The organism is Actinoplanes philippinensis (genome assembly GCF_900113015.1).
Lineage (GTDB): Bacteria > Actinomycetota > Actinomycetes > Mycobacteriales > Micromonosporaceae > Actinoplanes > Actinoplanes philippinensis.
In genome coordinates, this window is record NZ_FONV01000009.1 from 359285 (window position 1) to 374154 (window position 14870).

Genomic DNA, 14870 nt, shown 5'->3' on the forward strand with positions numbered 1-14870 from the left:
CGGGAGACGCACACCTCTGCCCCACGGGCGGGCCATGCGGACCCGGTCAGTGTGCTCAACATCCGCCCAGCCCTCTCGTGCTCGCGTAACCGGGCGACAGGGTGATCGGCCCGACCCATCCGCGGATCACGGCGCGGATCTGACCACGCCGCGGCTGAGCCGGATGAACATCGCGGATGTGCTGTGGTGCAGCGCCGCCCGGCTCGGTGTCGTCACGGGGCTGCTTCCGCCTCCTGCGTCCGGTGGACGTTCGGGTGGCTTTCGTCCCCGGTGAGAACGGCGTCGGCGGTCTCGGCATAGGCGATGAGCGAGACGGTGTTCAGCCCGGCCGCGGCATGCTCGTCGTCGGCCCCGGCAGCCAGCCACGATCGATAGTCACGGAGGAACTCGCGGAAATCCTCGACGCGCCCGTCGTCGGTCAGGAACTCGTCGGCGCCGATGCAGCTCGCGCCGTTTCCCTGATTACCGGCCGAGTACAGCCAGAACTCCCGCCACTGCAGCAGCCACGGCACCGCCGAGTACTTCGGGGCCGCCGCGACGTACCTCGCGGCGGACTCCATGAACGCGTCCTGCTGGACATCGTGCGCGAAGGCCCAATGGTTTCGGTACATCAGCATCGACCAGCTCACGGCGGTCCCTCCCCTCGCTCGGCGTCACCGTGTCCTGACCGCGAGAGCCAGCCGAGTCCGGTACTGCTTGGTGATCCGTCCGCCGTGGACGTTGTCGATCAGGTGGGCGATGCAGGCGAACAGGTCGCGCCGGGCCTGCGGCTTCATGGCTCGATGGCCGGAGTAGGTCATGAGCAGGTCCAGGTACTCGTCGGCCGTGTAGGTCTGTTGCCAGTCGTAGCGACGGAACTCGACCGGGCCGAAGCGCGCCGATCGCTCGAATTCCGCTGCCTCGTCGGCAGTCTCGTCGTGGCTGGTCAGGCGCATGCCCGGTGGTGTCGCGGGGTCGAAGCGTTCGTAGCACCGCTGGGCGTCGGCGAAGAAGGCGTTCGTCCCGCCGGCGATGTGGTGGGTCGAGACGATGCCGAGGACTCCAGCGGGACGCAACAGGTCAGCTGCTTTGATCATCCGAACGTCGGGGTCGAGCCAGTGGAACGCGGTCGCGGAGAGCACCGCGTCGAAGGGTCCGGTCGAGGGCTGCCAGTCCTCGAACGCGGAGGCGACGACAGTGACGTTCGGGAATGGTGCGAGATTGCGTCGGGCGATGGCGGCCATGTCGGGGCTGAGGTCCATCGCGACGACGGTGCATCCCCGTTGGGCCAGGGGCAGTGTCGCCTGGCCGGTGCCGCACCCGATCTCCAGCACCCGGGCGTGCGGGCCGAGACCGGCGAGTTCGGCGAGGTCGGCGAACAGCTGAGGTGGATAGCGGGGGCGGCAACGGTCGTAGAGTTCGGCGTCCTCGCCGAACGTGGTGCGCAGCATTTCTCGATCGGTGTCGGTCATGGTGGCTGGTCGTCCCTTCAGGTCCCGAGCGGCGTGTCGCTCACGAATCGGCGGGCTCGGCTGACCGGCCGCTTGTCTGCACGAAGAGGAACCCGTTGAGCAGCAGCCGGGGATCGGCCAGCGCCGCGGTGGTCGCGGTCAGGTCGTCCTCGGTCAGTCCGTGTTCCAGCAGCGCGCCCCGCAGCTGCGGGATCCCGGCCAGCAGGAGCCGGCACCCGGCGCCGCCGCCGCGCCAGCTGCCGCCGTGCAGCCGGAAGCTCACGTCGGTGAGGCCGGCGGCGGCGAACGCGGCGGGTGCCCGGTGCGGCCACTCCGGGTCGTTGCCATGGGCGGAGAGCGCCCGCACGTGCGCCGGGAGATAACGGGACAGCAGCTCGCCGGTCCGCCGGTCCGGCGCGTCCGCGACGAAGGCGCCCGGCGCCACCATGTAGTCGCCGGTGAGCAGCACCCCGCCCCGCTTGAGCGCCCCGATCATCCGCCGCAGGGCCTGCTCGCGTCGCGGCAGGTGGCCGAGCACGAGGCGGGCGTGCACGAGATCGAACCGGCCGGGCGGATCGTCGGTGACCACGTCGTGCCGGCGCACGGTCAGCCCCCGGCGGGCCGGGATGTGTTGCGGCGCGATGTCGGTGGCCAGCACCTCGGCGCCCTGATCGGCCAGCCAGACCGCGATGCTGCCGGCGCCCGCACCGATCTCGAGACAGCTCGTTCCGGGCAGGTCGATCAGGTCGCCGATGAACTGCCGGGTCTGCGCGTTCAGCAGCTGCCCGAGGGCATCGTGGTGGTCGCCGGCCTGGTCGCTGGCGTTGTCGAAGGCATATCCCTGCGCTGTCGAACCCGTCATGACACCTCTCCGGTGGTACGGCACATGCCGGGCATTGTCGCCCCTGATGTCCAGTCTCCGGGACGTTCAGAACCGCACCCTCGATCGTCCGGGGCGGCGGACAGGTGTTGATCGCCTCATCGAGGGCGAGCGCGGCGACCTCGTGGCCGACGGCCGCCTGCCGCGCACCGGTCTCACCGGCTCGGGGTGAAGATGCCCCTCACCGCCGGTCAAGGACGTGGCGACGAATGCGGGCCGCGACGCGTGAACGTCAGGTGGGTGACGCCGCTGGGCGTGGTCACGCACTCGGTGGTGAACCGTTGTTCGAGTCCTTCGAGACCGTCCCAGAGCCGTACGCCCCGGCCGAGCACGATCGGCACGATCGAGACGTGCAGGTGGTCGATGAGGTCGGCGGCGAGGAAGTCACGGACCACCGACGGTCCGCCGCCGATGCGGACGTCGAGGCCGTTCGCCGCCTCCCGGGCCATCGCCAGAGCGTCCGCCGGGGACGCATCGACGAAGTGGAAGGTGGTCCCGCCCTTCATCGTGAGCGACGGGCGCGGGTGGTGGGTCAGGACGAACACCGGGGTGTGGAACGGCGGATTGTCGCCCCACCAGCCCTGCCAGTCCTCGTCGGTCCAGGGGCCGCGCTGGGGCCCGAACTTGTTGCGCCCCATGATCTCCGCGCCGATGTCGGTGGCCCAGGTGCCCGCCAGCGCATCGTCGACACCGACGCCGCCACCACCGCCCTCGCCGTGCATCCGGCGGAACGTCCGGGTGCCGAAGAACCACTCGTGCAGACGTTGCCCAGCGTGACCGAAAGGCTCCTCCAGGCTCTGACCCTCACCGGTGCCGAAACCGTCGAGGGAGATGGAGAAGTTGTGAACCCGGACCTGTGACACGCGACGACCCCCATCGGCGACTGCGATCTGCCATCACTCTAGGCTCGCGCACCCATGAACGCTCACCACACGACGAAAGGCTCACGACACGGCGTCATCGATCAAAAGCGATCCGGGGGTACGACCCGAGCGTGCTCGACGCCGTCCGGGGGGCGACCGCGGATCCGGCCCGGCCCGCGACCGCCGGTCGCCCGGTGTCGAGGGAGGGACCGTTCCGCCTACCGCATTGTCCCGCCGTGCCGCAGATAGTGCAGGTCGCACAGCAGTTCTGAGACGATCACCGGCTCCAGGGCCGCGAAGTCCGGCGCCCCGGACAGGCGCGCGTCACGCATCGTCTGCACCGGGTCCTCGTGCGGGTACTGGACGCTGATCCCCGGGTCGAGGGGGAAAGTCAGGGCGCCCCGGCCCGGCAGGTGGCACTCCATGGTGTCCTGGATGCCCGCGTCCATCGGCGAGCTGCGCTGCCACCATCCGCGCCGTTCCAGCTTCAGCAACCGGTCGACCGCGATGTGCGCCCCGACGAACTCGGTCAGTCGCTGCTGGGCCGCCTGTTCCGCGGTCAGCCGCCGGACCGGCCGCTGGAGCTGCGGGAACGGCTGGAGGATCTCGTAGTCGGTGAACAACTGCATCCAGGAGGTCAGGTCGGACTCCAGGTGCAGCGGGTGGGCCACGCCGACCGGGACATGGTCGGCCGGAGCGAACTCCTTGTCGTCGACGTCCGCGAGACTGCCGTCCTCGGCCACCCGGAACGCGGTGCCCACCGCCCCGTCCGCGGTGAACGTCGCCCAGACCAGACGCGACACCACGTGCCGCATCAGCGGGTGCCCGACCAGTAGCCGCCGGAACTCGTCGACGGTCCACCGCCGCTGGACCACCATCGCCGTCTCCAGCCGGTGGATCAGGTCCGCGGCCACCTGGCGGACGTCCTTCTTCAGCGTGGCGAACGTCTGGTAGGCGGCCGAGGCGAGCGCCTCGTCGTCCCGGGCGCCGGGCTTCGGCAGGTCCTTGCGCCGCATGCCGTCGTCGTCGGCCACGTACGGCTTGAGCTGCTCGTCGAAGCCCACCACGAAGCGGCGCGGTCCGTAGTCGAGGGTGAGCCGGCCTCGCGCGTCCAGCCCGAGGTCGGGCACCAGCCGGTCGGCCAGTTGCTCGGCGGTGAGGCCCAGCTCCCCGGCGACGACGTCGATCCGCTCCCGCGCGGCATGCTTCAGCCCGGCGAACCTCACCTTCTGCGCGATGCTGTGCAGGTGCATGAGGGCCACCTCGGAGCCGATCTCGCGGAGCACGTCGAGGCCGGTCACGGCACGAGCGTGTCCGCCTTCGCCGGGCCAGGCGCGGATGATCGGTGCGAGCCGGCGGACCGTGTCGTCGTCACCGGTCAGTGCCAGCGCCTCCAGAGCCCAGCTCTGCTTCGACGGGCGTCCCGCCGACTCCCAGCTCTGGAACAGCGACCAGCCGAACTCGGCCAGCGAGGCCCGGTCCAGGGTCTCCCGCACGATCGTGACGCCCGGGTACGGCGTGCCGATCCGCGACAACGCCAGCATGGTGCACAGGTGCCGCACGGTCGCGGCCGGCAAAGCGTGACGGCGATCGAGCAGCAGAACCGGGGCGAGCGCCGCGGCGTCGGTGGCCCATGCCGGCAGGTCCGGCATCCGCTTCGGCAGGATCTCCACCGGATCGATGGACAGCAGCTCGTCCACGGCGGTGGCGGCGGCCGGCCCGTAGGCGAGCACGGCGTGGCGGACGACGTCCTCGTGGCCCGCTGCGGCCACCGTACGCAGGGCCTGCTCCGCGAAGCGGCGTGCCGCACCGGCCGGACCGACCGCGGCGGGCGTCAGCTCGCGGGCCGCCGACTCGGGGTGCTGGCGCAGCCAGGACACCGCGATCCGCCGCACCGGCTTCCCGCCGCCCAGCCACTCCGCCATCAGGACCGCGACGTCGAGGCCTTCGGCGGGAAGCAGCAGGGAGCCGTAGAGGTCCGGCATGTCCGTGCGGCGGGCACAGTGCACCAGCACCGGCACGGCCTCCACGTCGAAGCGGGCCGACAGGCGAGGCATGGTCCATCTCGGGGACCAGAACTCGGTAGGCCGCCAGCGTGCCAGGAACTCGTCGGTCATCGCCCGCGGCGCCTCGGCGAAGAATCTCTCCTCGTCGGCCGGATGCTGCCGGCGTCCCGCACGCAGGTTCGCCGCCGTACGCTCCCACTCCGCCGGGCCGCTCAGCGGCGCGTCCCTCTCGAACCGGGCCAGGGCCGCCTCACGCTCGCCGCCGGGCCGGCACACCCGGGTCAGGTCCGGCGGGGTGAGGCCGTCGACCACGGTCGCGGTGACCACCGTGCGCGCCCGGGTCCACGGTGGCGCCGCCAGCAGCGGATGCAGCAGCTCGGCCGGTGCGGGCGGCAGCGTGGACAGCGAGGCGAGGATCGGCTCGATCTGCCGGCGGGAGGCGTCCGGCAGTACGGGCAGCGCCGCGCGGGCGATCTCCGGGTTCGCGGTCACCCGCCGGTGCAGCAGCTCGGTGATGCGGCGGTGGCTGCCCGGAGTGCCGGACGCGAGCCCGAGCAGACGCAGGGCACGCACCGGGAACCGCTCCGCGGCCTCCAGCAGCGCGGGCTCCGTGAGGTCGTCGTCGGCGTGGCGTACCAGCGCCTCGAACGCCTCGTCGGTGGGAATCAGCGTCAGGCCGTTGAACACCGCACGCCGCTCCTCGGAACAGCCGTTCCGGCCGGCCAGTTCGAGCAGACGCGCCCCCACCGCCGCCGGCCCGATCACATCGAGGACCGTGGCCAGCAACCCGAGCGACGGCGCCAGGTCGAACGCGCGGACGCGGTGGCTGATCCGCTCCCACTCCGGCGTGGTGGACACCACGAACGCGGCCAGCGCGTCCTCGCGCAGCTCTGCGGGACAGTCCTCGCCGAGCCACCCCGGCTCGGTGGGGAGCAGGAACGCCGCGAGCAGGTGCTGCTTCGTCGACCGGTAGGCCTCGATCGCCTGCCGGGCTTGCGCGTAGGCCGCGTCGTCGGCGACGGCGAGGCGGGCCCGCACCCGCTCAGCCGCGAGCCGCCACGGGGCGCCCAGCCAGTACGAGATGCGCTCGTTGCGGCCGAGATGCTCGCCATATCCGTTCTGCAGACCGCTCAGCTCCAGGACCGCCCGCGCCGCGAAGGTCAGCCCGTGGGCCGCGATCCATCCGTCGGCGACCGCCGGCTTGACATGCGCAGAGTCGAAAACGCTCCAGGACGACCATGCGGCCGCCGCCGCGCCGAGTGGGGTGATCCGGCTCCCGTCCAGGAACGCGCGGGCGGCGGCCACCAGGTCCGGCTCGCTGCGCCGGTCCGCCAGCACCCGTTCGCGATGATCGTGTGCCTCCGCGACGATGTCGCCGGCCTTGTTCACGGCGCCGGCGAGCGAGGGCAGCCGCGGACCCGGCCGGCCGCCCCGGCGCGGCCGGATCCGGCGCACCCACACGTCGGGAAGGACGAACCTGTCCTCGTCCGGAAGCTCGACCGGCTCGTCGTCACCCGGCTCCTCGTGCGCCGGGCCGATCGCGGGTGCGGGAAGGGCCGCCCGTGCCGGCGCCGCCGGTCCGGCGGTGGCGGCCACCTCCACGTACCCCTTCTTGATCTTCTCCGCGATCAGGCCGGCCATGTGCAGGCCCGCCGCCTCCTCGGTGGCGAGGTCCTTCACCCGTGTCTGCCCGGTGGCGCCGACACGTCCGAACCGGACCGTGACCGCCGTGCCCTCCCGCGACACCTGCCAGAACTTCGCCGATCCCGCGCTCCGGTGCTCGAAGATGCGCACCCTGTCTCCCCACCTCGATGGACGATGGGCGGCACCCTATCGACTGGTTACGACAAATGGATTCGACTCCTCGCCACCACGGGTTCCCGGCCTAGACGAACCGCCACCCACGCCCAGAGCGTTCACGACGCATGCTGCTGCGGTCTGCGGGATCGCACAAACCGGCCCGGCGATTCGCCGTACTGCTTGCGGTAGGCGCGGATGAAATGGCTGCTGTCGGCGAAGTGCCATCGGGCGGCCACGTCGGAGACCGTCCAGCCGCCGAGCGGGGCGGTCAGGTCCTGCCGGGCGCGCTCGAGGCGCCGGCGCCGGATGCAGGCCCCCACCGACTCGCCGGCCGTGGCGAACGCCCGGTGCAACGCGCGCACCGACACTCGCAGCTCACGTGCCACCGCTGTGGGGGACAGATCCGGGTCGTCGAGGTGCTCGTCGATGACCTGCCGTGCCGCCCGGACCAGCGGGGCCGACAGCCGCGGCTCGACGTCGTCGAAGTCGCGCCGCACCGCGCCGCGGACCAGTTCGAGCATCGCGTCCCGGGCGGCCGTCACGCCGCCCGGCCCGAGATCGTGCACCGTCTCGCCGAGCAGGTCCGCATAGGCGGTCACGAGGCGCATCTCGGGCGAGGCGACGAACCCGACGATACGCCGGTCGTCGAGCCCCGGGCCGAGCACCGAGTCGGGCAGGATCAGCACCCTGGCCGACGTGCCGGGCGCCACGCGGCGGCGCCGACGGGCATCTGGTCCTGGGCCTGATCGCGGACCGGCCCGACCTGACGGGGGTGGTGCTCGACCTGCCTCACGCGGCTGAGATCGCCCGCCGGAACGCGTCGAAGCACGGCCTGTCCGACCGCTTCACCGCAGTGGCCGGGGACTTCTTCACCGCCGTTCCGGCCGGGGATCTGCACCTGCTCAAGACGGTGCTGCACGATTGGGACGACGACCGCTGCCGCACCATCCTGGGTAACTGCCGCGCCGCGACGACGGCCGGCGGACGCGCCGTCGTCGTGGAGATGCTCCTCGGCGAACTCGGCGAGCCGGATTTCACCGCTGTCTCCGACCTGGCCATGCTGGCTCTGACCGACGGCAGGGAACGAGGCCTCGGCGAGTTCGACGCCCTCTTCGCCGCGACGGGCTGGCAGCGCGGGACGACCTATCCCGTCGGCGCCGGCTACCACGCCATGGAACTGCGAGCGGTCTGACCGCCGGACGTCGCCGAGGCGAAAGTGCCCCGGGATACCGCCGGCATTCCGGGGCAACCCCTTATGACGTACGAACCGCCGAAGACGCCGTCGACCTGCACCACCTCTTCGCCGATCCGGACACGCACACGGTCGGATCGGGACACTTCACCACCTTCGAGCAGACGGAGCGCTGGAGCGCCAACCGGGTGAAGGGGCTGATCGTCGATGCCGACGGCGGTGTCGTGGACGACGTCCAGCGCCACCTCGCCGGCGAAGGGCGGAAAGGCCTCGATCACCGTACGCAGTGCGGGCCTCGGGGAAGTCCGGCGCCCGCCCCGACGCGGTGTGGTCCACATAGGTGAGGCGGCGGACGCCGAAAGGGCCACCGAAGGCAGAACTTCGGTCTGACGAATAAAAAGATCTCGATGCTTGACTAAACCTTCCGTTCTCCGAGGATGGTGCGATGGGCCTCCTCCACCGAGTCGTCCTCGCGGTCGCTGCCGTCATCGTGCTCGTGTTCGCCGTGCCCGCGCCGGCCTCCGCCCACGGCACGCTGGGCATGTCCGTCCCGGCCGGCGGAGCGACAGTGAACACTCCACTGAACGACGTGGAGCTGTTCTTCACCGAGAAGGTGCCGGACAACGCGTACTTCGCGATCACCGCGCCCACGGGCGGGCGGGTCGACAACGGGTGGGAGCACTCCAGTCCCCGGCCGCTGGACAAGCCGGTCACCGAGTACTTCATGGAGGGTGGCAGGTTCGAGCCGCGGCAGTACACGACCGGGTTCCCGGCCCGGGTGCGGGTGGCCCACCTGCCGGCCACCGGGGAGTACCGGATCGACTACCAGTCCCGGGCTTCGGACGGGGACGATGTGCACGGCACGGTGACCTTCAAATACGCCGGGCCGGTGACGCCGGCTCCGGCGGGATGGACTCCCCCGACCGGCCAGGCCGGTCCGGCACTGAGCGGGACGGCCACGCCCGTGGCAGCCGGTTCGGCGGCAGCGTTGCCGGCAGCCGCCATTCCGGTCACGCCTGTTCCGGCCGCCCCGGTCGAAGGCGGCGCCAACTGGCTCGGCTGGCTCGGTGGGATCGCCGTCGCCCTGACCGCGGCGGCCGGAGTCAGCCTTTGGCGCCGCCGCACGTCCGCGGGATCCGGCCCACCTCGGCGCACCGTCGCGAGGGGCGCGGCAGCGAGGAGCGGCACGCCCGCAGCCGGCGCGGCGAAGGCCGGAGCGGCGAAGGCCGGAGCGGCGAAGGCCGGAGCGGCGGGCGAGACGCCGGCTCGCCGCACGGTGGCCCTGGCGCCGATCGCGTTCGGCGCCGTCGTGGTGGCACTCATCGGGGGTTACGCGCTGGGCCGGACGACCGCCGCCGCCTCGCAACGGCCACCGGCCGCCGCGCCGGTGCCGGCGGCTCCGGCAGCGGCGCAGGACATGACCGGCCACCAGCACGGCGTCGGCGGCGGGGTGGCCACGGTCGAGGCAGGTGGCACCACGGTCAGCTCCGGCGGTTACACGTTGCAGCCGGTACGGCGCTCCCAGCCGGCCGGCCGTACGGTCGACTACGCCTTCCGCATCGTCGGCGCCAACCAGCAGCCCGCCACCCGCTTCGCGGCCGTGCACGACAAGCCGCTGCACCTGGTGGTGGCCGGTCGTGACCTCGGAGGCTTCCAGCATCTACATCCCGCCATGTCGCCCGACGGCCTGTGGACGGTGCCGCTGACCCTGCCCCGCGCGGGCGCCTACCGTATCTTCGCCGACTTCACCGTGGCCACCGTCGGCGGCGCCACCACCCCGCTGGTGCTGGGCGTCGACCACCATGTGCCCGGCGACGCCGCCGAGACCGAGCTGCCCGCAGCCGCCGACCGAGCCGAGGCCGGCCCGTTCACGGTCACGATGGAGGGAACTCCCCAGGTCGGCGTGACGGTCCCGACCTCATTCCGGGTCGTCCGTTCCGGCGCCCCCGGCCCGGCTGTTCTCGAACGCTATCTGGGCGCTTACGGCCACCTGGTCGTCCTGCGCGAAGGCGACCTGGGCTACGTTCACGTGCATCCCGACCCCGAACTGGCCGATGGCGCGATCCGCTTCAACGTCTCGGCGCCCGGGGCCGGTCGCTACCGCGCGTTCCTCGAGTTCCAGATCGAGGGCCAGGTCCACCGGGCCGAGTTCACCCTGGACCTGACCTGACCGGCCGCGGCAGCCACCGAAGGGTGGCGCGGCCGCGCAGCAGGGGCCGGTACCGGTCGCCGACGCGGAGCTGGTGCTCGCTCCGGCCGGCACGCGGAGGCTTGGAGTATCACGGCGCCGGTCGAAGCCCGGCGCGTCGCGGGCCTGACCGTGTACGACCACCGGCTGGCGGGACCGCGCGACGCAACGGTAGGTTGCGGTCCGTGACTTCTCGCACCACCTCGCGCGACAGCTCGTCCGACAGCGACGGCAAAGCCACCACGCGACGCGCCCACCTGGTCGGCAGCTTCCCCGCCGACGACGCCGCCGAGGCGATGCGGATCGCCGCCACCCGGCTCGGGGCGGATCTGGACTACCTGCCCGACGGGGAGACCGGCGACCGGCGTTCCTGGATCACCACGATCATCGACGGCTTCCGGCACCACCCGGCGCTGGACCTGGTCCGCACCGGCGACTGGTCCAGCTACCAGGCGACACCCCGATACCGGGTGCGCCGCGGCGGACAGCTCACCGCGGAGACCATCGACCTGGGCATCGCCGCGGCAGCGGAGGCCTCGCTCCCGGCCTATCACGCCCAGCGCGCCACGACCGGTGGCCCCCGCTTCCAGGTCGGCGTTCCCGGAGCGCTCGATCTGGCGATGTTCACGTTCGGGCCGGCCGGCATGCTGCGGTACGCGGACCGGTTCGCCGGCGCCCTCGCCCGGGAGATGCGTGAGGTCCACGCGACGACCGGCGGCGACGTGTTGTTCCAGATCGAGATCCCGGTCGAGTTGATCCTGCTCACCCGTATGCCGGCGCCCGCTCGCAAGCCGCTCGCCCGGTGGCTCGCCACACGGGTGACCGCGCTGGCTCTCGCCGCTCCGGCGGGCGCCGAGTTCGGCGTACACCTGTGCCTGGGTGATCTCAACCACCGGGCCCTCGGCGCCCTGAAGGATGCCGGGCCGGTGGTCGATCTGGCCAACGCGCTGGCCGCCCGCTGGCCCGCCGACCGGCCGCTGCGGTACCTCCACGGCCCGCTGGCCGCCGCCGACAACCCGCCGGCCGACGATCCGGCTTTCTACCGCCCGCTGCGCGACCTGAGTCTCGGCGGCGCCCGGTTCGTCGCGGGCTACGCGCACGAGAAGCAGGACCTGCACACCCAGCAGCGCATCCGCGGCTACGTCGAGGATGCGCTGGGCGCCCCCGCGGACGTCTCCACCAGCTGCGGCCTCGGCCGCCGCGATCAGCCATCGGCCGTCGCCGCTCTGGACCGCATCAAGGAGCTGCTGTACGGCTGACCCGCGCCCGCACCACGGCGGCCCGCCTCGACCACCCGGTCGCCTCCGGCACTGCCTGACGCACGCCGTGGTGGGGCACACTGGAGTGTGCCCCACCACGCCCTGCTCCGGAGGGTTCCGAGCCGATGCCGAAGGGCGGCTGACCGGCACTACTTGCAGGACTTGGCTCCCGTCGCGTACGCCAGGCCGAACCCGGACGCCGACGAGTCCATGTAGATCACCTCGCGTCCCGTCGCCGCTGTCGCGTACATCTGCGCGCCGGGGCTGCAGGACGCCGGGCCGACGTACCTGCCCTGGAAGGTGTACTGCTTGAGTTTCGGGTTGAGCGAGTTGTCCGGGTAACCACCGTTGGCCATCCAGGCTTCCACCGGCGCCTCCTCGGTGACGGTGAGGGTCGTGTCGGACAGCGCGACGGTGACGGCCCGGATCGCCTGCGGCGAGTTCTCCTCGAACAGCAGGCGGCTGGTGCGGGTGGCGAAATCGAAGAGCCGCACCGAGTCGTGGTAGGCGCCCTTGCTCCACTGACCGTCGACGATCGTGCCGTAGTCGCGGTCGGTCATCCAGGCGACGCCGGTGCCGGACAGGTCGGGATAGCTCATCCGCTCCGCGCCGCCGTCACCGCCGGCGTAGGTCGTCTTCCCGGTCCGGACGTCGTGGACCTCGACGCCCAGCGACCACTGGTGCCCACCGGCGTCGGGCTGCTGGTAGATCTCGTAGCGCACGTACGAGATCTTCCCGCCCTTGACGCTCGGCGCCGTCGCGTTGCCGAACCACCCGGGATGGGCGAGCGTCTGCACGGCCGGCGAGTCGCCGCGCAGGTAGCGAACGACGTCGAGGTAGCCCTGCGCCGGGTCGTACTGGCTCCACGCGACGATGTCGCCGTCGAAGCCGAGGCCGTTGATGCGTTCCGGGGAGCGATAGAGCTCCTTGACCCGGCCGCCGCCGATGGGCGCCGACAGGATGCGGTTGGTCTCGTAGGTCGGTGAGGCGGGGTCGAGCGCGATCGACAGCCAGACGACCCGCTTGCCGTCGGTGTGCGGGAAGCCGTTGATGCTCCCGTCGGCCGGGGAGATCCGGTGGAGCTTGCCCTTTCCGTCGGTGCGGCCGGTCCAGATCGCTGTCGGCTCGGTGCGGTTGGCGTCCGACCGTGGCACGGCGAACCAGCCGCCCGCGGTGCCGGCCTTCATGTCGGCGTACATCCCGGTGTTGAGCCGGTCGATCAGGACCTTGGTGCCCTTGCCGTACAGGTTCGCCTTCCATTGCGCGGTGATCCCACGGGAGTCGAACGCCGTGCGTACCACCGTGAGGTCGGTTTTGCTCAGGCGGAACGACCGGGCGGAGGCGAGCACCGCCTCGCGGGCGTCGACGAAGTCCGACATGGGCGTCAGGTAGTCGGTGAGCGCCCGGTAGACGATCTTGTCGGCGGTCGTCGTGCCGAGTTTCTGGCGCAGGTCCCAGAGGGCGCCGGACACGATCGTGGAGTTGAGGTGCACACCGCCGTCGTCCATCGAGGGTGTGTCGATGAGGTGCTGGAAGTCGGCGGTGGTGGCGCCGTCGTCGAGGTCGCGCAGGGCGCAGGCGGCCGGCGCCAGGGTGCGGCAGAGGTCGCCGCCGAGCAGGCCGGCCTGGGGGTCGGACATCGGCGTGCCCGACGTGTCGACGTCGATGGCGTTGCCGAAGTAGTCGGCGAGGGCCTCGTTGAGAGCGCCGGACTGTCCGGCGTAGACGAGGTTCGCGGTGTGCTCGACCACCCCGTGGGTCATCTCGTGGCCGACGACGTCGGGGTCGGCGGCGAGCGGCAGGTACTCGTCGTCGCCGCTGCCGTACACCATCCGGGTGCCGTCCCAGTAGGCGTTGACGAACGGGTAGCCGCCGTAGGTGATCCCGACGACGGAGTCGATCGGCATGCCCTGGTCGTCCAGGCTGTCGCGGCCGAGTTTCGTCCGGTACCACTCGTACACCTGTGTGGCGTCCCAGGCGGCGTCGACGGCGCCGGCGGCGGTGAGGTCGGCGCCGAGCGTGGTGGTCGGTGACGCGAACGGCGTCATGCCCTCGGGGAACTGCCCGTCGAGCAGGTTGTAGTAGTCCCAGCCCCGGCCGTCCCAGGTGGTGATCGGCACCGTCGCGCCGCTCGGCCGGCGGTGGGTCACGTCCATCATCAGGTAGGAGCCGGCGTCGAGGAGCGCGAGCGGCACGGTGGCGCCGTGCAGGGTGGTGCCCTGGCCCGCGACCGACCCGGTCCCGTCGCCGGCCCGGCGCGGCTGCTTCGTGGCGGGCGGCACGGCGGCGGTGCCCTCGGCGGCCAGGGCGGCGGCCTGCTGGTCGGTGGCGAAGGTCTTGATCCGGCTGACGCTCAGCAGCGGCACCCCGGTCGTCGCGCCCACGTACACGTCGCGGAGCACGGGCCGGCCCGTCACGGTGTCCCTGCCCTTGACGAGCACGCGGCGGGCGAGCACGCCGGCGCCGGTCGGCATGACGAGCAGCCCCTGGTCGGTGCCGGAGAGGTCGGTGGCGGGTGTGCCGGGGCGCGGGGCGGAGCCGACGACCGCCGCGCCGGGGTGCAGGCTCCGGCGGACCTCGTCGACCGCCCGGGACACGGCGACCGCGGCGGGGATCGTGGTCACGCCGGTGTCGACGTCCAGCTCGGTGAAGTAGGTGCCGGACGTTCCGGTCACCGTGCGTTTTCCGGCGGTCTTCTCGGTACGCACGACGTACTGGGCGCCGAACACGGGCAGGCCCTTGTACTTCTGGTCGAGCCGGACGGTCTCCCGGACGCCTTCGGTCTCGACGCTCGCGGTGGTGAGCGTGCCGGCCGGATCATCGATGCGATAGCGATCCTTGTGCCCGGTGAGGTGGGTCTTGGCGGCCTGGTCCGGTGCGATCGTGGCGTCCACCGGGTCGGCGACGTCGTCCACGAGGGCGGGGGTGTCCGTCGGCGGCGCCACGGTGACCGGGACGGATCCCTCCGGCGCCGGGGGTGCCGCGGTCGCGGCCCGGGCGGTGGTTCCGAGGATGGCGGCCGAGGCCAGAACGGCGATCACGGGGAGTGCCCTGGATCTGCGCAACTGATGCTCCTGCGGGGTTGTGAACAGGCTCAGCCCACCTCACCGCGATATCGGCGACGGCCACAAGAACGACGTTGTGCACTTGCGCAAGTGAGCAGTTCCGCCCGTTGTCCACACCGGAGCCGCTTCTTACAGATCCGTAATCGCCGATTCATTCGGGCGAGAGAAGCCGTGCGCATGCTCGACC

Annotated in this window: 11 protein-coding genes and 1 pseudogene; 4 read left to right on the forward strand and 8 right to left on the reverse strand. The window is 71.9% G+C overall.

Going from position 1 to position 14870, the window contains the following annotated elements; genetic code table 11:
* Positions 1-212 precede the first annotated feature (212 nt).
* The 3 genes from BM290_RS25165 to BM290_RS25175 are packed head-to-tail and all read right to left on the reverse strand — an operon-like array spanning position 213 to position 2292.
* Positions 213-617 carry a hypothetical protein gene (locus tag BM290_RS25165; RefSeq protein WP_143133936.1) on the reverse strand — a complete coding sequence of 135 codons (405 nt, stop codon included), beginning with the start codon at positions 615-617 and terminating at the stop codon, positions 213-215.
* 36 nt (positions 618-653) lie between these two features.
* Positions 654-1451, reverse strand: a complete 798-nt coding sequence (locus tag BM290_RS25170) for a class I SAM-dependent methyltransferase (RefSeq protein ID WP_093618154.1) — start codon at positions 1449-1451, stop codon at positions 654-656.
* Positions 1452-1491: 40 nt separating this feature from the next.
* A complete protein-coding gene (locus BM290_RS25175) occupies positions 1492-2292 on the reverse strand; it encodes a class I SAM-dependent methyltransferase (RefSeq protein ID WP_093618156.1) in 801 nt (266 codons plus the stop codon).
* Positions 2293-2338: 46 nt separating this feature from the next.
* Here BM290_RS25175 and BM290_RS48595 point away from each other — a divergent pair, with 46 nt between their 5' ends.
* Positions 2339-2482, forward strand: a complete 144-nt coding sequence (locus BM290_RS48595) for a hypothetical protein (protein WP_177319893.1) — start codon at positions 2339-2341, stop codon at positions 2480-2482.
* A 19-nt stretch (positions 2483-2501) separates the two neighbouring features.
* Here the strand turns inward: BM290_RS48595 and BM290_RS25180 are convergent, their stop codons facing one another.
* The 3 genes from BM290_RS25180 to BM290_RS25190 all read right to left on the reverse strand — a co-directional run bounded on the left by BM290_RS25180 (position 2502) and on the right by BM290_RS25190 (position 7665).
* On the reverse strand, positions 2502-3173 hold the full coding sequence (locus tag BM290_RS25180) for a dihydrofolate reductase family protein (protein ID WP_093618158.1): 672 nt from the start codon (positions 3171-3173) through the stop codon (positions 2502-2504).
* A 218-nt stretch (positions 3174-3391) separates the two neighbouring features.
* A complete protein-coding gene (locus BM290_RS25185) occupies positions 3392-6973 on the reverse strand; it encodes a DUF4132 domain-containing protein (protein WP_093618160.1) in 3582 nt (1193 codons plus the stop codon).
* Positions 6974-7095: 122 nt separating this feature from the next.
* Positions 7096-7665, reverse strand: a complete 570-nt coding sequence (locus BM290_RS25190; protein WP_239143642.1) for a helix-turn-helix domain-containing protein — start codon at positions 7663-7665, stop codon at positions 7096-7098.
* A gap of 38 nt (positions 7666-7703) precedes the next feature.
* On the opposite strand from BM290_RS25190, the pseudogene BM290_RS25195 reads away from it, so the two are divergent.
* Positions 7704-8171 (forward strand): annotated as a pseudogene (locus BM290_RS25195) (methyltransferase); the annotation flags it as partial.
* Here the strand turns inward: BM290_RS25195 and BM290_RS48600 are convergent.
* Positions 8141-8449, reverse strand: coding sequence for a hypothetical protein (locus BM290_RS48600; protein ID WP_093618162.1), 309 nt, complete (start codon positions 8447-8449; stop codon positions 8141-8143). The pseudogene BM290_RS25195 and the gene BM290_RS48600 overlap by 31 nt on opposite strands.
* A gap of 167 nt (positions 8450-8616) precedes the next feature.
* On the opposite strand from BM290_RS48600, the gene BM290_RS25205 reads away from it, so the two are divergent.
* Both BM290_RS25205 and BM290_RS25210 read left to right on the forward strand, forming a co-directional pair.
* Positions 8617-10341: a copper resistance CopC family protein gene (locus tag BM290_RS25205; RefSeq protein ID WP_093618164.1), complete on the forward strand. Its 1725-nt coding sequence runs from the start codon at positions 8617-8619 to the stop codon at positions 10339-10341.
* Between the two features lie 203 nt (positions 10342-10544).
* Positions 10545-11618, forward strand: coding sequence for a hypothetical protein (locus BM290_RS25210; protein ID WP_093618166.1), 1074 nt, complete (start codon positions 10545-10547; stop codon positions 11616-11618).
* 149 nt (positions 11619-11767) lie between these two features.
* Here the strand turns inward: BM290_RS25210 and BM290_RS25215 are convergent, their stop codons facing one another.
* On the reverse strand, positions 11768-14659 hold the full coding sequence (locus BM290_RS25215) for a M4 family metallopeptidase (protein ID WP_093618168.1): 2892 nt from the start codon (positions 14657-14659) through the stop codon (positions 11768-11770).
* Positions 14660-14870 lie beyond the last annotated feature (211 nt).